General features: G+C 71.4%; 24 protein-coding genes. 3 read left to right on the forward strand and 21 right to left on the reverse strand.

Annotated elements, in window-relative coordinates; all coding sequences use genetic code 11:
* The first annotated feature begins 603 nt into the window (after positions 1-603).
* Entirely contained in the window at positions 604-891 is a 288-nt protein-coding gene (locus QZV97_RS04435; RefSeq protein ID WP_295639060.1) for a GYD domain-containing protein, read from the forward strand.
* A gap of 9 nt (positions 892-900) precedes the next feature.
* On the opposite strand, the gene QZV97_RS04440 is transcribed toward QZV97_RS04435, so the two are convergent.
* The 5 genes from QZV97_RS04440 to QZV97_RS04460 form a co-directional block, all read right to left on the reverse strand.
* On the reverse strand, positions 901-2,484 hold the full coding sequence (locus QZV97_RS04440; protein WP_295639063.1) for a glucan biosynthesis protein: 1,584 nt from the start codon (positions 2,482-2,484) through the stop codon (positions 901-903).
* Between the two features lie 74 nt (positions 2,485-2,558).
* Positions 2,559-3,563 carry a biotin synthase BioB gene (gene bioB / locus QZV97_RS04445; RefSeq protein WP_295639066.1) on the reverse strand — a complete coding sequence of 335 codons (1,005 nt, stop codon included), beginning with the start codon at positions 3,561-3,563 and terminating at the stop codon, positions 2,559-2,561.
* 4 nt (positions 3,564-3,567) lie between these two features.
* Positions 3,568-4,821, reverse strand: a complete 1,254-nt coding sequence (locus tag QZV97_RS04450) for a TIGR03862 family flavoprotein (RefSeq protein WP_295639070.1) — start codon at positions 4,819-4,821, stop codon at positions 3,568-3,570.
* Positions 4,808-6,304 (reverse strand): hypothetical protein, encoded by a 1,497-nt coding sequence (locus QZV97_RS04455; protein WP_295639073.1) that lies wholly within the window; start codon positions 6,302-6,304, stop codon positions 4,808-4,810. Before QZV97_RS04455 ends, QZV97_RS04450 begins: the two co-directional genes overlap by 14 nt.
* Positions 6,301-6,807 (reverse strand): ASCH domain-containing protein, encoded by a 507-nt coding sequence (locus QZV97_RS04460; RefSeq protein WP_295639076.1) that lies wholly within the window; start codon positions 6,805-6,807, stop codon positions 6,301-6,303. Before QZV97_RS04460 ends, QZV97_RS04455 begins: the two co-directional genes overlap by 4 nt.
* A 154-nt stretch (positions 6,808-6,961) precedes the next feature.
* Here QZV97_RS04460 and QZV97_RS04465 point away from each other — a divergent pair, with 154 nt between their 5' ends.
* Positions 6,962-7,681, forward strand: coding sequence for a thioredoxin family protein (locus tag QZV97_RS04465; RefSeq protein ID WP_295639080.1), 720 nt, complete (start codon positions 6,962-6,964; stop codon positions 7,679-7,681).
* A gap of 7 nt (positions 7,682-7,688) precedes the next feature.
* Here QZV97_RS04465 and QZV97_RS04470 read toward each other — a convergent pair whose 3' ends face one another.
* The 4 genes from QZV97_RS04470 to gtdA are packed head-to-tail and all read right to left on the reverse strand — an operon-like array spanning position 7,689 to position 10,832.
* Positions 7,689-8,009: a non-heme iron oxygenase ferredoxin subunit gene (locus QZV97_RS04470; protein ID WP_295639084.1), complete on the reverse strand. Its 321-nt coding sequence runs from the start codon at positions 8,007-8,009 to the stop codon at positions 7,689-7,691.
* Positions 8,006-8,485 (reverse strand): aromatic-ring-hydroxylating dioxygenase subunit beta, encoded by a 480-nt coding sequence (locus tag QZV97_RS04475; RefSeq protein ID WP_295639087.1) that lies wholly within the window; start codon positions 8,483-8,485, stop codon positions 8,006-8,008. The genes QZV97_RS04470 and QZV97_RS04475 overlap by 4 nt, the downstream gene beginning before the upstream one ends.
* Positions 8,482-9,771 (reverse strand): aromatic ring-hydroxylating dioxygenase subunit alpha, encoded by a 1,290-nt coding sequence (locus QZV97_RS04480; RefSeq protein WP_295639090.1) that lies wholly within the window; start codon positions 9,769-9,771, stop codon positions 8,482-8,484. Before QZV97_RS04480 ends, QZV97_RS04475 begins: the two co-directional genes overlap by 4 nt.
* Complete coding sequence (gtdA, locus tag QZV97_RS04485; RefSeq protein WP_295639094.1) at positions 9,768-10,832, reverse strand: gentisate 1,2-dioxygenase; 1,065 nt, start codon at positions 10,830-10,832, stop codon at positions 9,768-9,770. The genes QZV97_RS04480 and gtdA overlap by 4 nt, the downstream gene beginning before the upstream one ends.
* 66 nt (positions 10,833-10,898) lie before the next feature.
* Here gtdA and QZV97_RS04490 point away from each other — a divergent pair, with 66 nt between their 5' ends.
* Positions 10,899-11,822 carry a LysR family transcriptional regulator gene (locus tag QZV97_RS04490; protein ID WP_295639097.1) on the forward strand — a complete coding sequence of 308 codons (924 nt, stop codon included), beginning with the start codon at positions 10,899-10,901 and terminating at the stop codon, positions 11,820-11,822.
* A 13-nt stretch (positions 11,823-11,835) separates the two neighbouring features.
* On the opposite strand, the gene QZV97_RS04495 is transcribed toward QZV97_RS04490, so the two are convergent.
* The 12 genes from QZV97_RS04495 to QZV97_RS04550 form a co-directional block, all read right to left on the reverse strand.
* Complete coding sequence (locus QZV97_RS04495; protein ID WP_295639377.1) at positions 11,836-12,744, reverse strand: SDR family oxidoreductase; 909 nt, start codon at positions 12,742-12,744, stop codon at positions 11,836-11,838.
* On the reverse strand, positions 12,738-13,676 hold the full coding sequence (locus QZV97_RS04500) for a glutathione S-transferase family protein (protein ID WP_295639100.1): 939 nt from the start codon (positions 13,674-13,676) through the stop codon (positions 12,738-12,740). Before QZV97_RS04500 ends, QZV97_RS04495 begins: the two co-directional genes overlap by 7 nt.
* Positions 13,673-14,872: a fatty acid desaturase gene (locus QZV97_RS04505; RefSeq protein WP_295639103.1), complete on the reverse strand. Its 1,200-nt coding sequence runs from the start codon at positions 14,870-14,872 to the stop codon at positions 13,673-13,675. The genes QZV97_RS04500 and QZV97_RS04505 overlap by 4 nt, the downstream gene beginning before the upstream one ends.
* Complete coding sequence (locus tag QZV97_RS04510) at positions 14,872-15,891, reverse strand: NADP-dependent oxidoreductase (protein ID WP_295639105.1); 1,020 nt, start codon at positions 15,889-15,891, stop codon at positions 14,872-14,874. The genes QZV97_RS04505 and QZV97_RS04510 overlap by 1 nt, the downstream gene beginning before the upstream one ends.
* A gap of 28 nt (positions 15,892-15,919) precedes the next feature.
* Complete coding sequence (locus QZV97_RS04515; RefSeq protein WP_295639108.1) at positions 15,920-16,375, reverse strand: PaaI family thioesterase; 456 nt, start codon at positions 16,373-16,375, stop codon at positions 15,920-15,922.
* 16 nt (positions 16,376-16,391) lie between these two features.
* Positions 16,392-17,183 (reverse strand): SDR family oxidoreductase, encoded by a 792-nt coding sequence (locus QZV97_RS04520; protein WP_295639111.1) that lies wholly within the window; start codon positions 17,181-17,183, stop codon positions 16,392-16,394.
* A gap of 16 nt (positions 17,184-17,199) precedes the next feature.
* Complete coding sequence (locus QZV97_RS04525; RefSeq protein ID WP_295639114.1) at positions 17,200-19,179, reverse strand: M3 family metallopeptidase; 1,980 nt, start codon at positions 19,177-19,179, stop codon at positions 17,200-17,202.
* 81 nt (positions 19,180-19,260) lie between these two features.
* The gene (locus tag QZV97_RS04530) at positions 19,261-19,455 is read right to left on the reverse strand and encodes a hypothetical protein (protein ID WP_295639118.1); all 195 of its coding nucleotides are present in this window, start codon (positions 19,453-19,455) and stop codon (positions 19,261-19,263) included.
* Positions 19,456-19,457: 2 nt separating this feature from the next.
* The gene (locus tag QZV97_RS04535; RefSeq protein WP_295639121.1) at positions 19,458-21,296 is read right to left on the reverse strand and encodes an acyl-CoA dehydrogenase; all 1,839 of its coding nucleotides are present in this window, start codon (positions 21,294-21,296) and stop codon (positions 19,458-19,460) included.
* 25 nt (positions 21,297-21,321) lie between these two features.
* Positions 21,322-22,089 carry a hypothetical protein gene (locus tag QZV97_RS04540; RefSeq protein WP_295639124.1) on the reverse strand — a complete coding sequence of 256 codons (768 nt, stop codon included), beginning with the start codon at positions 22,087-22,089 and terminating at the stop codon, positions 21,322-21,324.
* Positions 22,090-22,379: 290 nt separating this feature from the next.
* Positions 22,380-23,555, reverse strand: coding sequence for an acetyl-CoA C-acyltransferase (locus QZV97_RS04545; RefSeq protein ID WP_295639126.1), 1,176 nt, complete (start codon positions 23,553-23,555; stop codon positions 22,380-22,382).
* A gap of 16 nt (positions 23,556-23,571) precedes the next feature.
* Positions 23,572-24,156: an HD domain-containing protein gene (locus QZV97_RS04550; protein ID WP_295639130.1), complete on the reverse strand. Its 585-nt coding sequence runs from the start codon at positions 24,154-24,156 to the stop codon at positions 23,572-23,574.
* Between the last annotated feature and the right edge of the window lie 14 nt (positions 24,157-24,170).

The raw sequence follows: 24,170 nt of genomic DNA on the forward strand, positions 1-24,170 counted from the left end.
GCCGCCGCAGCCGTCAGATGAGACTGTCGCGTTCCACACGAAACGGCATAGAGCCCTCCTGCGCGCGTCTTTCATCAGGGTCCGCAGCACTCGAAGCTGCATCGATGACCGGTTGTAGTTTGTCCGTCTGCACCTTTGCTCGACTGATCAACTCGATGCGCTGCTGCGCGGTGATGCGATAGGTCGAAGAAGACGAAGCCAGAAGTGAATCGAGCCGCTGCGCGGCTCGTGGACTTCATTTGCTTGACTTCGGGGGAAGCCCTTGTAGTGAAATAGGCCAACCGACAGGGATGGCGGCGGTTGGTGTATGCGCGAGCATGACTCGCATCATCACCGCCCTCGCCGCCTCTGAAAACCCCATCTTGCTGCCTGTCGACGGGGGCGGTCGTGGCGCGATAGGCGACCTAAAAATTCGCGGCTGGAAGCTGACAGCGATCCCTCCCTCGCGGCGCCCGGCAGCCGCCGCCTTGCAATCACACCGCCCACCGCCGAAGCTCAGAACCTGGTGCGCATTGCGTGCGGTGCCCGGGCCGACGACGACGCCCCCTCGGACACGCGGCGCCAGCGGCAGGGGCGACGGACGGACGCACGAGGAGACTCACCATGCCCACCTTCATCACGCTGGCCAACTTCACCGAGCAGGGCGCGCGCTCGATCAAGGACTCGCCGGACCGCTTCCAGGCCTACAAGCAGCTGGCCGAGGCCGCGGGCATCACGGTCAAGAGCGTGCACTGGACCGAGGGCGCCTACGACATCGTGCTGGTCACCGAAGGCCCGGAAGACGCGGTGATGGCGACCGCGCTCAAGATGGCCCAGCTCGGCAACGTGCGCACGCAGACGCTGCGCGGCTACACCGAGAAGGAGATGCGCGGCTTCGCCGCCAAGCTGTAGCCGGTCTGGCTAGATCAGCTTGCGCTCGGCCGCCGGCGGCGGGCTCCAGGCGTAGAGCCAGGTTTCGGTCAGCGGCCGGCCGTCGCTGCTGCGCAGGTAGAGGCGCAGGTCGACGGGCGCGCTGCCGTCATCGGGCGGCACCACGTCGAACATCGCGCGGTAGCCCTTGACGGAGGCCAGGGGTCGCGCGGAGGTGACCTCGACGCGGCCGCGCGAGGCGGTGATCACCGGCTCGACCTTGGCCTTGGGGTCCAGCCGCGCCAGCTCGCCGCCGCTGAAGTCGACCGCGAAGCGCCACGACCAGTACTTGCGCGGCTGCCCCACCACGCCGCCCAGGCCGGTGTGCGTGGCGACGCAGCGCGCCAGCGGCGGCTGCACCGGCGCGTCGGCGCCCCAGTGCAGGCGGTAGGCGAACAGCAGCTCCTCACCGGGCAGCGGCGGCCGCTTCGGGTTCCACAGCGCGACGATGTTGTCGAAGGTCTCGTCGACCGTCGGGATCTCGACCAGCTGCACCGACCCGGCGCCCCAGCCGGACTTCGGCTCCACCCACAGGCTGGGCCGGCGCTCGTAGAAGACGCCGTCGTCCTGGTAGTGGTCGAAGTTGCGGTCGCGCTGCATCAAGCCAAAGCCGCGCGGGTTCTCGTCGGCATGGGCGTTGAAGCGCAGGCTCGCCGGGTTGGCCAGCGGCCGCCAGATCCACTCACCAGCGCCGGTCCACATCTGCAGGCCGTCGCTGTCGTGGATCTCGGGGCGCCAGTCGTAGGCCATGCGGCGGTCGTTCTCGCCGTGCTGGTACATGCTGGTCAGCGGCGCGATGCCCAGGCGCTCGATGGGCCGGCGCGGGTAGAGCGCGGCGTCCACGTCCATCACCTGCGTATCGCCCGGCGTGATGACGAAGCGGTAGGCGCCGGCGATGCTGGGCGAGTCGAGCAGCGCGTAGACCGTGAGGCTGTTCGACGCGGCCGGCGGGCGCTCCAGCCAGAAGGCGACGAAGTTCGGGAACTCCTCGGCCCGCGGCAGGCCGGTGTCGACCGCCAGGCCGCGCGCCGACAGGCCGTACTGCCACTCGCCGCCGACCGCGCGGAAATAGCTCGCGCCCAGGAAGGCCGAGACGTCGCGCTGCAGGTCGGTGTGGAAGTGGAGCCGGAAGCCCGCAAAGCCCAGGTCGCGCGGCAACTGGCGGCCGTCGACGCCGCTCTTGCCGTAGTCGAAGAGCTCGGGGTCGTAGGCCAGCTCGCGCGCCTGGCCGTCCACCACCTCGTGGATGCGCACCGGCGACTTGAAGAACAGGCCCGGGTGGAAGAACTGCGCCTGGAAGCGCCGGCCTTCGCCGGCCCACAGCGCGTGGTCGGCGCGGTAGCGCAGGGCCTGGTAGCGGTCGTAGTCCAGGTCGCCCAGCGACGCCGGCAGCGTGGACGGCGGTGGCACGTAGGCCTGACCGGCCAGCGCGCGGGCGCGGCCCTTGAGCACGGCGTAGTCGAAGGGCCGGGCCTCGCCCAGGGTCTTGAGGCCGGCGGCCGCGGCGGGGCCGCTCCACAGTGCCTGCAGCGCGGCGAACGCGGCCGAGCCGCGCAACAAGGTTCTTCTTTGCATCGACGTCGATGCTAGCGAGCCGCGGGCCAGCTGCTGTCGCCGGCCGACGTGGCGGCTTGTAGGACGATGCCGCGTCAGCAGGGGCTGATACCGAGGCGCTCGAACAGCGCGTCGTCGCGCGCCACGTCCGGGTTGCCGGTGACCAGCAGCTTGTCGCCGTAGAACATCGAGTTGGCGCCGGCCAGGAAGCACAGCGCCTGGATGCCGTCGCCCAGGCCCTGGCGGCCGGCCGACAGCCGCACCCAGGCCTTGGGCATGGTGATGCGCGCCACCGCGATCATGCGGACGAACTCGAAGGGGTCGATCTTGTCGGTGCCCGCCAGCGGCGTGCCCTCGACCTGCACCAGCTCGTTGATCGGCACCGATTCCGGGTACGGGTCCAGGTTGGCCAGCTGGGCGATCAGGCCGGCGCGCTCGCGCCGCGACTCGCCCATGCCGACGATGCCGCCGCAGCACACGCTCATGCCGGCCTCGCGCGCATGCGCCAGCGTCGTCAGGCGCTCCTCGTAGACGCGCGTGCTGATGATGCGGCCGTAGGCCTCGGGCGCGGTGTCGAGGTTGTGGTTGTAGTAGTCGACGCCGGCTTCCTTGAGCGCCTGCGCCTGCGGCTGGGTCAGCATGCCCAGCGTGCAGCAGGCCTCCAGCCCCAGCGACTTGACCTCGCGCACCAGCTCGGCGACCTTCTCGATGTCGCGGTCCTTGGGCTCGCGCCAGGCCGCGCCCATGCAGAAGCGCGTGGCACCGGCCTGCACGGCGGCCTGGGCGGCGGCGCGCACGGCGGCCACGTCCATCAGCTTGTCGGCCTCGACGCCGGTGTCGTAGTGCACCGACTGCGGGCAGTAGGCGCAGTCTTCCGGGCAGCCGCCGGTCTTGATCGACAGCAGCGTCGAGCGCTGCACCGCGTTGGCGTCGTGGTGCTCACGGTGCACCTGCTGGGCCTGCCACAGCAGGTCGTTGAAGGGCAGCGCGAACAGCGCCTCGATCTGCTCGACGCTCCAGCGCTCGGTCGACGGATGCGGCGCGTGCGCAGCCTGCGGGGCGGGGGGGCGGACGAGGTGGATGGGCTGGGTGGCAGTCATGCGCCTATTGTCGCCGCTCGGCCAGCCAGTCCAGCGCGCCCTGCCCGGCGACCCGGCCGCTGGCGAAGCAGGCGCTCAGCAGGTAGCCGCCGGTGGGCGCCTCCCAGTCCAGCATCTCGCCGGCACAGAAGACGCCCGGCGCGGCCTGCAGCATCAGCCGCCCGTCCAGCGCCTCGAAGCGCACGCCGCCGGCGGTGCTGATGGCTTCGGCGATGGGCCGCGGCGCGGTCAGGCGCAGCGGCAGCGCCTTCAGGGCCGACGCGAGCCGCGCCGGGTCGTGCATCGCCTCGCGGTCCAGCAGCTCGTGCAGCAGCGCGGCCTTGACGCCGGCGATGCCGAGCCGGCTCTTGAGGTGGGTGGACAGCGAGCGGCTGCCCCGCGGGCGCGCCACTTCGGCCGCGACGAAGCCGGCGTCCCGGTCGGGCAGCAGGTCGAGGTGGATCGTGGCGTCGCCGTGCGCGGCGATCTCCTCGCGCAGCAGCGCCGAGGCCGCGTAGACCAGGCTGCCCTCGATGCCGGTGGCGGTGGCGACGAACTCGCCCTGGCGCCGGAAGTGCGCGCCGTCGCGGGCGGTGAAGTCCAGCACCACCGGCTTGATCGGCGCGCCGGCATGGCGCTCGCGGAAGTGGTCCGACCAGCCGACATCGAAGCCGCAGTTCGACGGCCGCAGCGGCGCCAGGCCGACACCGCGCGCCGCCAGCAGCGGCGCCCAGGCGCCGTTGGAGCCCAGCTGCGGCCAGCTCGCGCCGCCGAGCGCCAGCACCGCGGCGCGCGCCTCGACGATGCGCTCGCCGTCGGGCGTTTCGAAGCGGGCACACCTAGTCTCGTCCCAGCCCACCCAGCGATGGCGCTGGTGGAACACGACCCCGGCACCGCGCAGCCGGTGTAGCCAGGCCCGCAGCAGCGGCGCGGCCTTCAGGTCGGCCGGGAAGACGCGGCCCGAGCTGCCGACGAAGGTGGTGATGCCCAGGCCCTGCGCCCAGGCGCGCAGCGCGTCGGCGTCGAAGCGGCGCAGCAGGCCTTCGATCTCCGCACGCCGGACACCGTAGCGGCCGACGAAGGCCTCGAAGGGCTCGCCGTGCGTCAGGTTGAGCCCGCCCTTGCCGGCCAGCAGGAACTTGCGGCCGACCGAGGGCATGGCGTCGAAGACCTCGACCCGCGCACCACCGGCCGCCAGCACCTCGGCCGCCATCAGGCCGGCCGGGCCGGCGCCGATGACGACGGCCGCATCCCTCAGCAGGTCATCATCGGACGCCACGGCTGGTCACCCCGAAGGTGAAGGCCAGCGAGACTTCGACCACGTCGCCCTTCAGCGGGCCGCGCAAGCCCTGGATGCGGCCGCCGCCGACGCGCAGCGCGACGCCGGGGGTCAGCGCGTAGCCGATGTAGGCCATGGGTTGCACCAGCGCGCCACCGGCGGTGTCGACGCCGCCGCCGCCGGCGGCGCCGGCCAGGGCCTCGACGCCGGCATGCCAGCGCGAGCCGATGTCGGTTCGCCAGCCGACGCCCAGCAGGCCGACCGAGTAGCCGCCGGCCCCGCCGTCGTAGGCGCTGTGCGCCTGGGCACTGAGGTAGAAGCGCTCGGACATGTAGCGGTTGACGCGCAGCGACACCGCGTCGAGCTTGCGCGTCGTGCCGTCGCGCCGTGCGGCCGCGTAGCGCTCGACGCCGCCGACCCATTCCATGCGGGTGGTGCGCGCCGGGATCGCGCTGCCGGTGCGGTCGTCGAGGATCCAGTTCAGCGCCACCGTGCCGTACAGCGCCTTGAAGCTGCCCTGCGGCGCCTGCGCCCAGCCGAGCTCGGCCGTCACGCCGAGGTCGACGCCCAGCCGCGCGATCGCATAGGCGCCGGCCTTGAGCAGCAGGCCTCCGCCGACGTCGACATCGCCGCCGCCGCCCATGCCGACGGCGACGCGGCCGCCGAGCGTCAGCCAGTCGCCGGCGACGCCGTACTCCGTGCCCAGCAGGCCCAGGTACTCGGCATAGCCGGAGACGCCGCCGCTCGCGGCGCCGGCCGCTTCCAGCCCCCAGTAGGCGTTGTCGTCGAAGGCCTGTTCGAGCCGCGCGCCGGCATAGCCGATGTTGCGCGGCAGCGGCGGCCCGCTGACCCGCATGCTGCCGGCCCGCGTGCGGTAGACGCCGGCCACGGCCTGCACGCGGTCGAAGCCGATGCCGGAGCGCGCCTCGTGGCGCGCCACCTCGCCCAGGCGCGCGGCGGGCACGCGCCGGAACTCGGTGTCGACGTTCCACACCAGGCCGAGCTGGCGGCTGTCGATGCGGCCACCGCTCGGGAAGCGCACGCGCGACCACGACAGGCCGATCTGCTGGCCGCCGATGTTCCACAGCAGGTCGACGTGCGGCCGCAGCATCAGGCCGCCGCCGACCGGTGCATTGCCGCCGCCACCGCCGCCGGCATAGAAGCCGAGCTCGATCGACAGCGGACCGACCAGCGGCCGCTGCCAGCCGGCTTCGGCACCCACCGTGAACATGCCGCCGCGCGAGCCGGTGATCGCGCCGTAGGCCGCCGGACCGACCCAGACGCCGGGTACCACCTCGAGCAGGTAGCTGGTGCCGACCAGGCCCATGCCTTCGTTGCCGGGCAGCTCGGTGCGCTCGAGGTTCAGGCGCATGCGCGCCGGCGTGGTCTCGATCGGTTCGGCGGTGGGCTGGGCAAAGGCGACCGGCGCCGACAGCAGGCCCAGGGCCGTCGCCAGGGCACGCAGGCCGGGACCGGGCTTCATGCGGCGCTCCCGGTCGTCGCCACGGGCCAGACCAGCTCGAAGTGCTCGAGCACCAGCTCGAGCCGCTCGTCGGCCTCGAAGCCCTCCTGCTCGCCGCGCTCGGCGAAGTCCTGGCGGTGCGCGGTCAGCCACCAGGCCAGGCTCATGTCGCCTTCGCCGGCCTCGAAGGCGAAGGCGTCGTCGATCTCGTTGAAGTGGCGCAGCTCGACATGCGTGTTGCGCACGATCGCGCGCGGCCGGCCGCTACCGTCGAGCACCACGAGGTGGTCGCCCGGCTGCGGCAGCGGTTCGAGGTCCTTCTGGAAGTCGCGCCGCAGCGTCGCGTGCGCGCGCTTGATGCCGCTGGCGACCAGTTCCGCCAGCTGGTCGGCCAGCCCGCGGTCGTGGCCCAGCGCACTGGCCGAGAAGCCCTCGACGCTGACCTTGCATTCGCGCTGGAAGGCCAGCCAGAACGGCTCGATCTCGTCGACCCGGCCCGGCAGCGGCGCGGCGTGGAGGCTCATCGCGGGGCGGCGCCGCAGCGGGTGGCCGCAGGCGCGAAGCGGATGAACGACGGGCGGTGGCGGCTCATGGGCGGCGCAGTGTGCCACGAGCCCCGCAGTGCAAGGTCTGGCAGCATGGCGCGACTGATGGCGAAGCCCGCTGCCGGAGTCCGCGATGCGCCTTGCCCTGTCTGCCTTGATGCTGTCGATCCCGGCCCTGGCCGCCGCGGCCGACCCCGCCGCCTGCTCGGCCCGGTCGGGGACCAAGGTTCCGCTGGTCGTCGAGCTGTACACGTCGGAGGGCTGCAACTCCTGCCCGCCGGCGGACAAGTGGCTGGGCACGCTGAAGGACCGCGGCGACGTCATCGCGCTGGCCTTCCACGTCGACTACTGGGACCGCCTCGGCTGGACCGACCGCTTCGCCAGCCCGGACTGGACGCGGCGCCAGAACCACGCGGCATCGCGCAGCGGCGCGAGCTTCGTCTACACGCCGCAGGTGCTGGTCAACGCCCGCGACTACCGGCGCTGGCCGGCGCTGCCGACGCCCGCCGCGTCGACCGTGGACCTGAGCCTCGTCCGCGACGGCGACGCTTACGTCGCGCGCCTCACGCGCCGCGGGGCCGGCGCCCCGGCCGAACTGATGGGCTACTGGGCCGTGACCGAGAACGGCCATCGCACACAGGTGCGCAGCGGCGAGAACGCCGGCGCGACCCTGCAGCACGACGCGGTGGTGCGCGAGCTGCAGCAGGTGCTGCTGGTCGACGACCAGCCGCTGCGCTTCACGCCGAAGTCGCTGCCCGATGCGGTCAGCGGCCCCCGGCCGCAGCGCGTGCAGTTCGTCGTGATCGACGCGCGCAGCGGCGTGCCGGTGCAGGCGGTGGCGCTGGGCTGCTGAGCGCTGTTCAGCCCAGCCGCACCCAGACGCGGCCGTCCTCGATCTTCAGCGCGAAGGTCTGGAGGTGCTGCTCCAGCGGCTCGCACAGGGCCTTGCCGCTGCGGATGTCGAAGCGGCCCTGGTGCAGCGGGCACTCGATCGAGCCGTCGGCCTCGACGAAGCCGTCGGTCAGCGCGGCCTGGCCGTGGGTGCACCAGGCGTCGAAGGCGAAGCATTCGCTGCCCAGCCGCGCCAGCGCGATCTGGCGGCCGGCGAGCTGGCAGCCGACGACCTCGCCGTCGGGTACGGCGTCGGCCGGGCCGGCGTCGTGCCAATGAGCTTCGCTCATACCGGATCGATGATGGAGTTGGGGATCAGGTCGTTGTCGTAGACGACAACGCGGCTCGCGAAACGCCAGCCTTCGGGCGTGCGCACGACGCGGTCGATGCTGCGGCCGACCAGCAGGGTCTCGGGCATCGCGTCGCGCTTGGTGCGCAGCACCAGCAGCGGCGTCTCGGTCTCGACGGCGTCGCCGGCCACGGCGGTGATCCGCGGCAGGCCGACGATGTGGCACTGGCTGTAGGGGTCGTGGTAGATCGTGTCGACGACGCCGACGACGCGGTCGCGCAGCATGCCGCGGCTCTCGTAGGCCATGATGGCCAGCGGCAGGCCGCGGTCGAAGTTCTCGCGCGACTGCAGGCGGTAGACCGCGTCCTCGGTGTAGTGGTCGGGCCAGCGCGCCAGGTCGCCGTGGTCCAGCGTGGCGGCGTGGTCGGCGTGGAGCTGGTGCAGCGCCTGCCAGTCCTCGAAGCCCACCATGCTCATACGCCCATGACTCCGCGCCAGTAGCCGTACATGCCGCGGATCAGGGTCTCGGTGACCATGTGCGGCGTGTCCTTCGCCTCGCGGCCGTCGAGCTCGCTCAGCGTGCGGGCGCCGTCGTTCGCCGCGAAGGCGCGCTGCACGAACTCGATCACCTCGCCGTCGTCGGCGCTGACATAGCCCGCCGGCCCGAAGAGATTGGCCTGGCGCAGGCGGCGCCGCGTCATCGCCGCGTCGTCGTCGGCAAAGCCGAAATGCGTCCAGACGAAGTCGAAGGCGCCGGGGCCGGCCGGGATGATCTGCCGCGTCGACAGCGAGTTGACCTGCTGCTGCACGATCAGGCTCGGGAAGATGGTCTGCATCACGACGCTGGGACCGTTCCACCAGGCCTCGGGCACGACGTCGAGGACGCGGTCGTCCTGCAGGCTCATCTGGTCGCGAAAGCTGGTCACGCCCTGGGTCACGTCACCGCCGCCGCCGGCGTTGCGCGTGGAGATCATCGCGGCATGGCGATGCTGCGCGTCCATCACCATGCGGCTGGTCTGATCGGCGCGCCACAGGCCGAAGGTGACGAACCAGGTGTGCAGCAGGCCCGGGTGGTAGGGGTCCTTGATGTTCTCCTGCATCAGCTTCCAGTTGGCGGGGATGCGCTGGCGGTTGATGCCCAGGAGCGTGAGCGGCCGGCCGTCGAAGCAGCGGTCGAACCAGGGCAGGATCGCGGGGCCGAGGTAGTCTTCCAGCGGCTCGACCTCGGCGTCGAAGCTCGCGAACACCGCGCCGCCGCGCGCCGCGACCTTCAGGCGCGTGAGCCCGTGGTCCTCGAGCTTGAAGTCCTCGGGCATGCCGCCCTGCACTTCGACGCCGGCCTCGGTGCGGCGCTTGACGCCGCGGCGGAACGGCAGGCCGACCAGCTTGCCTTCGAGGTCGTAGTTCCACTGGTGGTAGGGGCAGGTGAAGTCCTTGACCGTGCCGCGGCGCTCGCGGCAGAAGGCCACGCCGCGGTGGGCGCAGCGGTTCTCGACGACATTGAGCGCGCCGTCCTTGCCGCGCACCAGGATCACGCTGCGCTCGCCGATGGAGGTGCGCTTGAAGTCGCCGGGACCGGGCACCTCGCACTCCAGGCCGACATAGGCCCAGTGGCCGCGGTAGAAGAAGCGCTCCAGTTCCTCGCGGTAGACCTCGGGGTCGGTGTAGACCCAGCCGGGCGCGCGGCTGGTCGGGGCGTCGCCCCATTCGCGTCGCGCGGCGGCGGGCTCGAAGCGCAGCGGCATCTCGTTCGGGGCGTTCATGCGGCGGTCTCCTCGCGCAGCAGGCCGGCCGCCTGCTGCAGCGGCGCGTCCGAGAAGCCGAACAGCACGGTCTCGCGTTCGGCATCGATGCTCAGCCAGTGCCAGGGCGGCACGACGACATGGTCTCTGGGGCCGACGTCGAAGCCGACGCTGGCGCCGCCCGGTCGGTCGTCGGCGATGGTCAGGCGGGCGCGGCCCTCGACGACCGAGTACACCCGCCCCGCCGTGCTGCGCGAGCGCTGCGTGGCATGGCGCTCGGGCAGGGCCTGCAGCCAGGTCGCGATCGTCGGCATCGCCCAGCCGCCGGTCGCCGGGTTGACGTAGCGCACGCGATGGCCGTGGGCCGCCTCGGGCTCGCCGTGACGCAGCAGGTGGGCCAGGGCCTCGCGGCTGCGCGCGTAGGGGTAGCTGAAGATCGGCGAGGTCGCACCGAAGCGCCGCGCGCCCTCCACCGGCAGCAGGCCCTGCCCGTAGCGCGCCAGGCTGTCGCCTTCGACGCGCGTCACGGCCTGCCGGGCCGCGCTGCCGTTCTCGGCGAAACCGGCTTCGAAGAAGGCGACGGTCGGGATGTCCAGGCCGTCGAGCCAGGTCACCGGCTGCCCGCCGTCGTTGCCGTGCTCGTGCCAGGCCATCGCCGGCGTGATGATGAAGTCGCCCTCCTCCATCGTCACGCGCTCGCCGTCGACCGCGGTCCAGGCGCCGCGGCCGTCGACGACGAAGCGCAGCGCCGACTGCGCATGCCGGTGGCTGGGCGCGACCTCGCCCGGCAGGATCAGCTGCAGGCCGGCGTAGAGGCTGCTCGTGATGCGCGACTCGCCGCGCCATCCCGGGTTCTCGAGGATCAGCACGCGGCGCACCGCTTCCTCGGCACTGATCAGGCGGCCGGCTTCGGCGAGGAAAGGCCGGACCTCGTCCCAGCGCCAGTGCGCCGGCTGCGTGCGCACGGCTGGCTGCAGCGGCACCAGCGCGTGCAGCACTTCCCACAGCGGCGTCAGGCCCAGCGGCCGCATGCGCTCGTAGAGCGCGGCACGCTCGGCCTGCGGTGGGGCGCGGTCGTTCATCGACGAATTGTCGGCCGCGTCGCCGATTCAGGCTAGGCTGGCGACTTGACTTCCATCATTCACACCATGAATGACAGCCGCCCGCTCGACCTGAACCTGCTGCGCGTCTTCGACGCCCTGTTCCGCGCGCGCCGCGTGGCACCGGCCGCGGCGGCCGTCGGCCTGACGCAGCCGGCCTTCAGCAATGCGCTGGCGCGGCTGCGACGGCAGCTCGACGACGAGCTCTTCACCCGCACGCCGGCCGGCATGCAGCCGACGGCGCATGCCGAGCGGATCGCGCCGTCGGTGGCGCAGGCGCTGGCGCAGCTCGAGGCCAGCCTGGCGCCGCCGGCGGCCTTCGACCCGGCGCGCAGCGACCGCGTCTTCCGCATCGCCATGACCGACATCGGCGAGATCTACTTCCTGCCGACCCTGCTGGCCGCGCTGCAGCGCGAGGCACCGCAGGTCGGCATCGCGACCGTGCGCCACAGCGTGCGCGAAGGCGCGCTAGACCTGCGCGAGGCGCTGGCGCGCGGCAGCGTGGACCTGGCGGTCGGCTGGCTGCCGGACCTGGGCTCCGGCGTGTTCCAGCGCCGGCTGTTCGAGCAGCGCTACGTCTGCCTGATGTCGGCGGCGCACCCGCTGGCCGGCACGCGGCTGACGCAGGCGCGCTTCCTGAAGGCGCGGCATGCGGCCGTCGCGTCCGAGGGCACCGGCCACGGCCGCGTCGAGACCCTGATGCGCCGCCTGGGCGTCAAGCGCCTGGTCAGCCTGCAGCTGCCGCACTTCGTCGCGGTGCCGCACATCGTGGCCGGCACCGACCTGCTGGTGACGGTGCCGGAAGCGCTGGCCGAGCGGGTCGCCGAACCGTTCGACCTGGTGGTGCGCGAGCACCCGATCGCGCTGCCGCGCTTTCCGGTCAGCCTGTTCTGGCACCGCCGGGCCCACCAGGACGCCGGCCAGCGCTGGCTGCGCGAGCGCTTCGTCGCGCTGTTCGCGCGAGAGGACTGACGCTGGCGCCGCCTCAGTCGGCAGCGCGCAGCGCGGCGCGCAGCTGCTGACCGAGTTCGGGCTTGGCCGCGAAGGGGTCCGTCGGGTTGCGGGCCAGCATCACGTCTTCCATGCGCGTCTGCACGCTGGCGAGCGCCTGCGGGTGGCTGTAGATGTAGAACTGCCGGTCGCGCACCGCATCCATGACGCGCTGCGCCACCTGCTCGGCCGTCACCTTGCCCGAGCCCACGGCCTTGCCGATCATCGCCTGCCCGATCAGCTGGCTCCGGGTCGGCTTGCCCGCGGCCAGCTCGCCCGGCCGGTTCCGATGGCTGTGGTGGATGCCGGTGGGCACGAAGAACGGGCACAGCACCGACGCGTGGATCTGGTCGGTGACCAGGCTCAGGTCCTGGTGGAGCGTCTCGCTGAGGCTGACGACCGCGTGCTTGGTGACGTTGTAGACGCCCATGTTGGGCGCGTTCAGCAGGCCCGCCATCGACGCGGTGTTGACGACGTGGCCCTCGTAGTCCGGATCGGCCGCGGCGGCCGCCAGCATCATCGGCGTGAAGACGCGCACCCCGTGGGCCACGCCCATCAGGTTGACGCCGACGACCCATTCCCAGTCCTTCAGCGTGTGCTCCCAGATCAGCCCGCCGAAGCCGACGCCGGCGTTGTTGAAGACGAGGTGCGGCGCGCCGAAGCGCGCCTGGACGGCGGCCCCCAGCGCCTCGACCTCGGCGGACTTGGCCACGTCCAGGCGGAACGGCAGCACCGGTGAACCCAGCGCCTCGATCTCGGCGACCGCACGGTCCAGCGCGTCCTGCTGCACGTCGGCCATCACCACGTTCATGCCCTCGCGGGCGGCGATGCGCGCGGTCTCGAGCCCGAAGCCCGAACCGGCGCCGGTGATGACCGCGGTGCGGCCCGAAAAGCTCTTCATGATTCGATCTTCTCCTTCTTGATCTGGAAGCCCAGGCGCGGGAAGTGCACGTGCACGAGGCCGGCGCGCGGGTCGCTGCGGGCGATGGTCACGCTGTCGACGCCCAGGCCGACCAGCCGGCCGGGTGTCGGGTCGAGCCCGTAGTCGGTGGCGGCGACCGTGACCGCGTCGCCGGCTTCGAAGCCGAGTCCTGGCGCCACCTCGACCGGCGCGTGGCCCGGGGCGGCCGCGGCCACGGCGATCGCCTCGCCGCTGTCCATCAGCGACGGCCGGCCGTGGCCGAGCGCCAGCGTGCGCTGCAGCCAGGCCAGCACCCGTGGGTGGCGCTGCAGGACACCGGCCACGGGCGGCACGCGATGCACGAACCACAGGCAATGCGCGACCGAGAAGTCGGCGATGCTGAGCTGCGGACCGGCCAGGTGGGCCCGGTCGTCGCCGAGATGGAGCTCCAGCCAGGCCAGGTAACTGTGCAGCGCGACGGTGGCGTCGGCCAGGGTCGGCCGGCGCATGCCGGCGGTGAAGGCCGCGCGGTCGGCGGCAAAGGCCAGGGCCACTTCGGGGGCGACGTCGGCGAGGGCCGCTGCGGCCCCGCGCGGCTGCAGCGCATAGGGCACCGCGGCCCAGAAGAGGCGGCTGTCGGCCCACTGGGCCAGCATCTGGGCCGTGCCGGCGGATTCGGGTGGGTACAGCGGCGGTTCGGGCTGGAGCCGGTCGAGCAGCCGGCAGATCAGCGCGCTGTCGCAGTAGATGTCGGCGCCGATCTGCAGGAAGGGGGTGCGCCGGTAGCCGCCGGTCAGCGCCAGCACGTCGGGCTTGGGCATCACCACGGGGATGTGCACCGAGCGCCAGGCCAGGGCCTTGGCGCCGAGCACCAGCCGCACCTTCTCGGAGAACGGCGAGGTCGTGTAGTGGTGGAGGATCAGCTCGGCGCTCATGCGGACCTCAGCGTGGCGCGGCGCTGCGGCCGCGCGGCGAAGATCGTGCGCAAGGTCGCCGACAGGTCGCGCACCTCGGCGCCCTGCAGCGCGCCCTTCCCGGCCAGCAGGCGGTGCAGTCGCGGCAGGTGGTAGTGCGGCACCGCCGGATAGAGGTGGTGCTCGAGATGGTGATTGACGTGGTGCGGGAACAGCAGCGCACGGCCCGCCAGGTTCAGCAGCGTGTCGCCGAAGCGGCCGCTCTGCGCGCGCCCGGTCAGGTTGCTGCGCGCCGCGGTCAGCGGCGAGCTCAGGTCGGTGACCGCGCCGTGCTCGCAGATCGCGCGCAGCCGCAGGATGGGCTGCAGCACCGTCAGCAGCGGCAGCAGCCACAGCACCGCGTACTGCGCCAGGCCTTGCCAACCGCCGAGCGCGAGGGCCGCGGCGGGCAATGCGAGCTGGAACGCCACCACCCACCAGCGATCGGCCCGCGCCGCGCGCCGCAACTCGGCCGAGGTGTCGTTCAGCAGCTTCTGCGTGCGGGCCGCTTCGCCGGGCGCCGCCTGCTCGTCGTTGATGGCCGGCGCGCCGAAGAAGTAGGCATAGGTCTTCCAGGCGTTCCAGCCGGCCAGGTCCTGCGCGAGCTTCTTCCACAGGTAGGCCACGCCGCGCGGGTAGCCGCCGTGGATCGCGGTGTCCGGGTCCTGCGGGCCGTAGAGGTGGTTGTGGTGCAGGCGGTGGATCACGCGGTAGGTGCACATCGAGATGCCGCCGGTCATGCCGATCAGGCGGCCCAGCGCATCGTTGGCGCCGCGGTGGCTCAGCAGCCGGTAGTGCGCCGACTCGTGCGCCAGGATGAAGAAGCCGTGCTGCTGCACGCCGACGACCAGCACCGACAGCAGCACCCAGGCGCTCGGCCAGACCGCGAGGCCGAAGGCGATGGCGGCGCCGCTGACGGCGACCGTGAGCGCCACGGCGGCCAGCGAGCGAGCGTCGTTCAGGCGCGTCAGCGGCGCCAGCTCCTCGGCGCTCAGCACGCGCCGCGCGGCGGCGTTGCCCTGCCCCGCCAGCGAGGGCGCGGCCAGCGGTCGGAGGTCCTCGCGGAACTCTTCGCCGACCCCGCTGCCATCCAGCAGACGCCGTGGATCCGGCTCTGCCGGGCCACTGGCGTCGCCCCCTCGAGGGGGCGCGGCGGAGCCGCAACGGGGGTGGTCCATCAGACGAGCTTGACCAGCTGCTTGCCGAAGTTGCGGCCCTTCAGCAAGCCCATGAAGGCCTCGGGCGCATTGGCCAGGCCGTCGGCCACGGTCTCGCGGTACTTGAGCTTGCCGGTCGCGACCATCGTGCCGAGCTCCTTCAGCGCCTGCGGCCAGACTTCCATGTGCTCGCTGACGATGAAGCCTTCGAGCTTCATGCGGTTGGACAGGATCAGCTGCGGGTGCAGCATCGGGATCGGCTCGCCGTTGTAGCCCGAGATCATTCCGCAGAAGGCCATGCGCGCGAAGGCATTGCAACGCAGCATCACGGCGTCGAGGATCATGCCGCCGACGTTTTCGAAGTAGCCGTCGATGCCGCCCGGGCAGGCGGCCTTGAGCGCGGTGCTCAGCGACTTCAGGTCGGGATGCTGCTTGTAGTCGATGCAGGCATCGAAGCCGAGTTCACCGGTGACGTAGGCGCACTTGTCCGGCCCGCCGGCCAGGCCCACGGCGCGCGCGCCGCGCGCCTTGGCGAGCTGCCCCACGGCCCCGCCGACCGCGCCGCTGGCCGCGCTGACGACCACGGTCTCGCCGGCCTTGGGCGCGATGATCTGCGTCAGCCCGTACCACGCCGTCACGCCGGGCATGCCGACCGCGCCGAGGTAGGCCGACAGCGGCACGTGGCGGGTGTCGACCTTGTTCAGCACGCCGCGCTGGCTGGCGTCGACCAGCTGGTAGAGCTGCCAGCCGCCCATGCCGACCACCTGGTCGCCGACCGCGAAATTGGCGTTCTTCGACGCCACCACCTCGCCGGCGGTGCCGCCGATCATCACTTCGTTCAGCGGCTGCGGCTGGGCGTAGCTCTTGCCCTCGTTCATGCGGCCGCGCATGTAAGGGTCGAGCGACAGGTAGTGGTTGCGCACCAGCACCTGGCCGTCCTTCAGCTCGGGCAGCGCGGCCTCGACCAGCTTGAAGTTGGACGCGGTCGGCTCGCCCTCGGGACGCGAAGCGAGCAGGATCTGTTGGTTCATCGTGGCCATGGGATGGGCCCTCCGCTAGGTCGGATCATCAGTCGGAGCCGCTGCCGTCGAGGCGGCGTTGCAGCGGCTGGGTGTCGCGGGCGCCGGTGGGCAGCGCCTGCAGGTACTTGAAGGTGCCGCTGGCGTGGGCGCACAGCCGGCCGTCGTCGCCGACGACGCTGCCTTCGCAGAAGGCCAGCGTCGCGGTCCGGTGCAGCAGCCGGCCCTTGCCGAGCAGGCGGCCGAGGCCGGGTCGCATGAAGCTGGTCTTCATCTCGATCGTCACGACGCCGGGCCCGAAGTTCGGGTGGCTGCGATTGACGCTGCGTGCCGCATGCGCCATCACGACATCGAGCAGCGTCATCGTCAGGCCGCCGTGCGCAACCTTGAACGAGTTGCACATCGACTCGGTCAGGGTCACCGCGATCTCGGCCTCGCCGTCGGCCATGCCCAGCAGCTCGAAGCCGAGCTGCTCGACGAAGGGGATGTGGACGGGGAAGTCCATGCTCGCGGTCCCGTGACTACCCACCGATCATCGCGCTGACACCACCATCGACCGGCAGCGTCTGCCCGGTGATGTGCTTGCCGGCGTCGCTGGCGAACAGCAGGGCCGTGCCCTTCAGGTCCTCGTCGTCGCCGATGCGGCGCAGCGGCGCATGCGCGGCCATGTTGTCGGCGCCCAGCTTGTCGAGCAGGCCCTTGGTCATCTTGCTCGGGAAGAAGCCCGGCGCGATGGCGTTGACGGTGATGCCGTGCACCCCCCACTCGCCGGCCAGCGCGCGCGTCAGGTTGATGACCGCCGCCTTGCTGGTGTTGTAGGCCAGGGTCTGCATGCCCTCGTGGTTGCCGCCCAGTCCGGCGATCGAGGCGATGTTGACGATGCGGCCGTGCCTGCGCGGGATCATCGAGCGCCTGCCGATCTGCTGGCTCAGCAGGAAGATCGATCGCACGTTGAGGTTCATCACCTTGTCCCAGGCCTCGAGCGGATGATCCGCCGCCGGCGAGCCCCAGGTCGCGCCGGCGTTGTTGACCAGGATGTCGACGTGGCCGAGCCGGGCGAGCGCCTCGTCGGCCAGGCGCTGCACCTCGGCCGGCTGGCTGGCGTCGGCGGCGATCCACTGCGCGGCGATGCCGCGCTCCTTCAGGTGGGCGGCGGCCTCCTCCAGGTCGGCGGCCTTGCGCGAGCTGAGCAGCACGCTCGCGCCGGCCTCGCCCAGGGCCTCGGCGATCTGCAGGCCCAGGCCGCGCGAACCGCCGGTGACGAGGGCCGTGCGGCCCTTCAGGTCGAACAGTTGCTGGATCGATCGGCTCATGACGGTCTCCTGCAGTTCAGCGGTTCAGCCATTCGAAGAAGGCCTTGTTGCTGGGAGCGCGCCCGAGAAAGCGCCCGACCAGCTCGTTCGCGTCGACCTGGCTGCCGTTGCCGAGCACGACGTCGCGGTAGCGGCGCCCGACCTTGGCGTCCAGCGGGTCGGCCGCGAAGGCGGTGTGCAGGTCCTGCGCGGTGGCCAGGCTCCACAGGTAGGCGTAGTAGCCGGCGCCGTAGCCGCCGGCCAGGTGCGCGAACGCGGCGGGGAACATCGTGCCCTTCTCGTGGCCCAGCGGCGTGGCGCCTTCCATGCGCGCCCAGGTCGACATCGGCTCGGGTGCCGCCTTCGAGTACAGCGCCAGGTCGTAGCTCGCGTAGAGATGCTGGCGCGAGAACTGCAGCCCCTTGGCAAAGCTGCGCGAGCGGATTGCGCGCTCCAGCAGGTCGGCGGGCACCGGCTCGCAGGTCTTGCAGACCTCCTGGAACAGCGCCAGCACCTTGGCGTCGTAGACCCACTCCTCGAGCATCTGCGACGGCGCCTCGACGAAGTCGAGCTTGACGCTGGTGCCGGCGTTGCTGCTGTAGCGCGTGGCCGACAGCGTGACGTGCAGGGCGTGGCCGAACTCGTGCAGCATCGTCTCCAGCTCGTCGAGCGTCAGGCCGTTGCGGTCGAAGTTGGTGACGAGCGCGGCGGTCGGCAGCCGGCCGGCCAGCGTCGACGAGCCGCGCATCGGCCACACCGCAGCGTGGCCGTACTTGTCGGCACGCGGGTAGAGGTCGACGTAGAGCGTGGCCAGCAGCTTGCCGCTGCCGAGCTCGACCACCTCGTAGGCCCGCGCATCGGCATGCCAGAGCTTCTGCTCCAGCGGCTTGAAGCCGACGTTGAAGAGCTTGCCGCTGAGCGCCATCGCGAAGTCGACGCTGGCCTGCGGCGGGAAGTAGCGGCGGAAGCTGTCCTGGTCGAGCGCGAAGCGCTCGCGCTTCACGCGCTCGATGTAGTACGGCGCGTCCCAGCGCTTGAGCTTCGTGCGCTCGGCCGGCTGCTTCAGGTCGGCGGCCTTGGCCTCGCGCAGGTCGGCGATGTCGCGCAGCTCGCGCTGCTCGACCACGCCCTTCACCTCGCCGAGGAAGCGCTGTACGTTGGGCACGCTGCCGGCCATGCGCCGCCGCAGCGTGAAGTCGGCGTAGCTCGGCAGGCCGAAGAGGCGCGCGTAGTCGCGGCGCTTCTGGCCCAGCTCGCCCAGGGTCTTGAGGTTGGCGGCGCCGCCGCGGCTCTGGAAGGCGCGCCAGATGCGCTCGCGGGTCGCGGCATTGCGGGCGCTCTCGACCACCGGGTTGTAGCTGGGGTAGTCCAGTCCGACCAGCACGCGGCCCTTGGCGTCGCGCGGCGCCTTGGCCCAGGCGGCTTCGGGCACGCCCTCGAGCTCGGCGACGGTGAAGGGCACGCGGGTCTTGTCCTCGCGGACGCGGCGCTCGAAGGTCTGCGCCAGCTTGCCGATCTCGTTGTTCAGCGCGCGGGCGCGGGCGCGGGCCGCCGTCGGCAGGGCGACGCCGGCGTCGTCGAAGCTGGCCATCAGGTCGTCGCGCAGCTGGGCGTCGATCGGATCGGCCGGCGCGAAGGCCTTGACGCGCGCGTAGATCTTGGCGTTCTGGTACAGCTTGCTGGCGAAGGCCTGGTAGCGCAGCTCGCAGGCCTCGGCGGCATCGCGCAGGCCTTTGTCGGGGTGCACGTTGGCGATGAAGGAGATCGGCCCCAGGCCGTCGTCGACCGTCTGGCTGAGGCGGTCCATGCCGACCAGCACATTGTCGGACGTGCCGCCGGCCGCGACCTGCGCTTCCTGCGCCGCCATGTCCTTGAGGATCGCCTCGCAGCGCGCCGTGATCTCGGCCCCGTTGCGGTAGTCCGGGAACACGAACGGCCCGCTGTCGGCCGCGCCGGCGGTCGTCGTCATCGCGAGCGTCGCGACCAGGCCCAGCACGGAAAGAGGAAGGAACTTCATCGGCAGCAACTCGGTGGAGGATGGCAGGAAGGAGGCAATGAATCGGGCGGCGTCAGGCGTGGTCGCGGCGGTTGGCGCCGCTCATCCCGGCCCGTCGGGCATGCGCGACCGGATCCAGATCAGCAGCACGCCGACCAGCGCCAGCAGGCCGCCCGCCCAGGCCAGCACCTGGCCGACCGCCGCGTCGGCGCCTCGCACCCACAGGCCGAGGATCAGCAGGGCCAGGCCGCCGTAGATCAGCACCCAGACCAGGGTCTCGACGCGCGCGGGCTTCATCGTCAGAACCAGTCCGGGTCGGTGTCCCGGCAGGTGGTGTCGCGGGTCTCGACCACGGCCAGCCAGGCATCGATCTTCGGCAGCTCGTAGCGGAAGAAATAGCGCGCCGCGGCGAGCTTGCCGCGGTGGAAGTCGGTGCCGCGCGCATCGCCGGCGTCCAGGCCGCGCTGCGCGGCCAGCGCGACGTCCAGCCACAGCCAGGCCAGCACGACGTGGCCGAAGGCCTGCAGGTAGGGCGTGGCATTGGCCAGCGCGTCGAGCGGGTTGCCGCTGGCCCAGGCCGCCTTCGTGGCCGCGCCGACGTGCTGCAGCGCGCGCGCCAGCGCGTTGCCGTGCTCGGCCAGGCCGCGCACCTGGCCGGCGTGCGCGATCGTGCCGTTGATGCGCGTGGCCAGCAACCGCAGGCCCTGACCGTCGTCCATCAGCACCTTGCGGCCCAGCAGGTCCAGCGCCTGGATGCCGTGTGTGCCCTCGTGGATCATGTTGAGGCGGTTGTCGCGCCAGTACTGCTCGACCGGGAAGTCGCGCGTGTAACCGTAGCCCCCGTGCACCTGGATCGCCAGGCTGTTGGCCTCGAGGCACCACTCGCTGGGCCAGCTCTTGGCGATCGGCGTCAGCAGTTCCAGCAGCCGGCCGGCCTCGACGCGCGCGTCGGGTGTGCCGGTCTGCTGCTCGTCGACCAGACGGGCGCAGTACAGCTCCAGCGCCAGGCCGCCCTCGACGTAGGCCTTCTGGGCCAGCAGCATGCGCTTGATGTCGGCGTGTTCGACGATGGCCACCTGGGGCGCTGCCGAGTTCTTGCCGCCGGCCGACAGCGGCCGACCCTGCGGGCGCTGCTTCGCGTAGTCGAGGCTGGCCTCGTAGCCGGCGTAGCCCAGCATGACCGCGCCGAGGCCGACGCCGATGCGCGCCTCGTTCATCATGTGGAACATGCACTTCAGGCCTTCGCCGGGCTGGCCGACCAGATACCCCACCGCGCCGGCCTGGCCGTTGACCTTGAAGCGGCCCTCGCCGAAGTTCAGCAGGGTGTTGGTCGTGCCCCGGTAGCCCAGCTTGTGGTTCAGGCCGGCCAGGGCGACGTCGTTGCGCTCGCCGGTCAGCGTGCCGTCGGCGTGCACCAGCCACTTGGGCACGATGAAGAGCGAGATGCCCTTCACGCCGGGCTGCAACTTGCCGTCGGGACCGGGGATCTTGGCCAGCACCAGGTGGACGATGTTCTCGGTGATCTCGTGCTCGCCGCCCGAGATCCACATCTTGTTACCGCGCAGCCGGTAACGCGGGCCAAGGGCGTCGTGCTCGAACTCCGCACCGTCGGGCACCGCGCGCGTCGCGACGTCGCTGAGGCTCGAGCCGGCCTGCGGCTCGGACAGGCACATGGTGCCGAACCAGCGGCCGGCGAACTCGTTCTTCGCGAAGGTCTCGACCTGCTGCGGCGTGCCGTGCGCCATCAGCAGGCTGGCGTTGCCCGAGGTCAGCATCGCGTAGCCGCCCATCGCGACGCTGGCCTTGGAGAAGAAGGCATTGCCGGCCATCTCGACGACGCAGGGCAGCTGCATGCCGCCGTGCTCGTAGTCCTGCATCGCGGCCAGCATGCCGCTCTCGACGTAGGCGGCCATCGCCGCGTACGTGGCCTGCGGCAGGTGGACACGCTCGCCATCGAAGCGCGGCTCCTCGGTGTCGGCCAGGCGATTGAACGGCGCGAACTTCTCGCGGGCGATGCGCTCGCAGGTGTCCAGCACCGAGGCGAAGGTCTCGATGCTGTGGTCGGCGAAGCGCGGCCGCGCGGTCAGCGACTCGACGTGGAGCCAGTCGTGCAGCAGGAAGTCGAGCGTGGCGCGCATCGTGCGTCAGCCGGAGATGGCCGCCTCAGTTGCGGAACACAGGCCCGGTGCGCATGATCATGCCGGCCGGCCCGATCCGGGACCCCAGGTCACGGTTCTCGTAATCGGCGCCCGGCGCGATCGCGAACTGCTCCTTGAACCGCACGTCAGCGAGGCGCGTCGGATCCGGCTTGCTCAGCTTGGCGACCGCGGCCTCCGCAGCGGCCGTGAGCGCCAGGCGCACCACACTGCGCGATCGATCGATTCGCGTCCCCACCGGCGCCTCGCCGCCGTCGGTGCGCCGGAAGGTCACGACCTGGGCGGCTCCCCGCTTGGTGTCGAACTCGACATCGGCCAGGCCTTGTGCGCCCGACGACGCCAGTTCCTTAGACGATCGCAGTTCGCGCTGCGTGGTGCGCAGCCAGGTGAAGGCGTATCCGAAGCTGTAGGCGTCCGGGAAATCGGCTTCACCGACCTTGAGACCCGCCTTCTTCAGCAACTCGCCGGCTGCGGCGTAGTCCTGGGCAACGCCATCGCCTTGCCCGATCTTCAGCGCCAAGGCGGCTGCCGATGGGCTGTGGCCTGCGTCCGCGGCGGCACGCCACAACTGCGCCATGCGGGTGGCATCACGCTTCACGCACCAACCTTCGTCATACATCTGGCCGCCGGCGTACATCGCCTCGACATCCTTGGCGTCCAGGCCCTCGTTGAGCCGCGCGACGGCCTGGTCGCAGGACAACTCGGTCAGGACCTCCATGTTGTAGCGGCTGGCGGGCGCCGCCTGTGCCGCCAGCGGCAGCGCCGCAGTCAACATGATCAGACCGAGATACCGAATGCTCAAACCCATCGAGAACTCCCTTGCATGATTGATGAGGAAGACGATCCGCCTCAGGCTCGTGACCTGCTCGCGGAAGACAAGCGGCGATTGTGCTTCTTCGACCGACTTGCCCGCATGTGTCGAATGCCCCGATCGGGGGCCTTGCCCCCGTGTCAGCTGATCTCAGCCTCGCCCAGGCGGACGATCTTCTCCGGGGTGATCAGCTTCTCGTCAGCACCGCGCAGTGCAAACATCTCGCACCGGCGCGGGGCCGGCGGCGCCCCGACTCACAGCACCTCGAAGACGCCGGCCGCGCCCATGCCGCCGCCGATGCACATCGTGACGCAGACCTTCTTCGCGCCGCGGCGCTTGCCTTCGATCAGCGCGTGGCCGGTCAGGCGCTGGCCGCTGACGCCGTAGGGGTGGCCGACCGCGATGGCGCCGCCGTTGACGTTGAGCCGGTCCATCGGGATGCCCAGGGTGTCGGCGCAATAGAGCACCTGCACCGCGAAGGCCTCGTTCAGCTCCCACAGGTCGATGTCGTCGACCTTCAGGCCCAGGCGCTTGAGGACCTTGGGCACCGCGAACACCGGGCCGATGCCCATCTCGTCGGGCTCGCAACCGGCCACCGCGAAGCCGAGGAAGCGGCCCAGCGGCTTGAGGCCCTTCTTCTGGGCCAGCGTCTCGTTCATCAGCACGCAGGCGCCGCCGCCGTCGCTGAACTGGCTGGCGTTGCCGGCCGCGATCACGCCGCCGGGAATCGCCGGCTTGATGCCGCAGATGCCTTCGTACGTGGTGCCCGGGCGGATGCCCTCGTCGGCGCTGACCGTCACTTCCTTCGTGCGCAGGCCCATCACCGCATCGGCGACGCCGGCCGTGGTCGTGACGGCGATGATCTCGTCCTTGAACTTGCCGGCCTCGAGCGCGGCGGTCGCGCGCTGCTGGCTCTGCGCGCCGTACTGGTCCATGCGCTCGCGGCTGATCTTGTAGCGCTTGGCCACCTGCTCGGCGGTCTGCAGCATGTTCCAGTAGATCTCGGGCTTGTGCTCGACGAGCCAGGGGTCGGCCAGCATGTGCTTGTTCATCTCCTGCTGCACGCAGGAGATGCTCTCGACGCCGCCGCCGATGAAGACGTCGCCCTCGCCGGCCACGATGCGCTGCGCAGCCATCGCGATGGTCTGCAGGCCGCTGGAGCAGAAGCGGTTGACCGTCATGCCGCTGGTCGTGATCGGCAGGCCGGCGCGCAACGCGACCTGGCGCGCGATGTTGGCGCCGGTCGCGCCCTCGGGGTTGGCACAACCCATGATCACGTCGTCGACCTCGGCGGCCTCGATGCCGGCGCGCTCGACCGCGGCCTTCACAGCGTGGCCGCCCAGCGTCGCGCCATGGGTCATGTTGAAGGCGCCCTTCCAGCTCTTGGCGAGCGGCGTGCGGGCGGTGGAGACGATCACGGCGTTGGTCATGGAGAACTCCTGAGGATCAGGCGGCAGCGGGCATCGCCGCCTTGTAGAGGCTGTTGCGGGGCTCGGCGAAGACGCGCCGCAGCATCGGTTCGAACTCGGCGATGGGCAGCGTCTCGCCGCGGGCGTCGAAGGCCGGGTTGTCGTAGAGCTCGCAGAACTCGGCCGTGCGCTCGAAGTGCGCGTGGCCGCGATGCTGCTCGCGCAGGTCGCGGTCCATGCCGAGGTGGTGGAAGAAGTAGTAGCCCTGGAAGATGCCGTGGTGCTGGATCATCCAGAGGTTGGCGTCGCTGACGACCGGCTTGAGGATCGCCGCGGCGATGTCGAAGTGGTTGTAGGTGCCGAGCGTGTCGCCGATGTCGTGCAGCAGCGCGCAGACCACGTACTCGTCGTCGCGGCCGTCCTTCAGCGCCCGCGTCGCGGTCTGCAGCGAATGCGTGTAGCGGTCGACCGGGAAGCCGCCGTAGTCGCCCTCGAGCAGCTTCAGGTGCGCCATCAGCCGGTCGGGCAGCGTGCGGGTGAAGCTCGCGAACTCGCCGGCGATCTTGCGCCAGTCGTCGGCGGTGCTGTCCTGCATCCGGCTGAAGGTGGCGCGCTCGCTCATCGCGGGTCTCGCGG

Origin of the sequence: uncultured Methylibium sp., assembly GCF_902826655.1 — a bacterium.
GTDB lineage: Bacteria > Pseudomonadota > Gammaproteobacteria > Burkholderiales > Burkholderiaceae_C > Methylibium.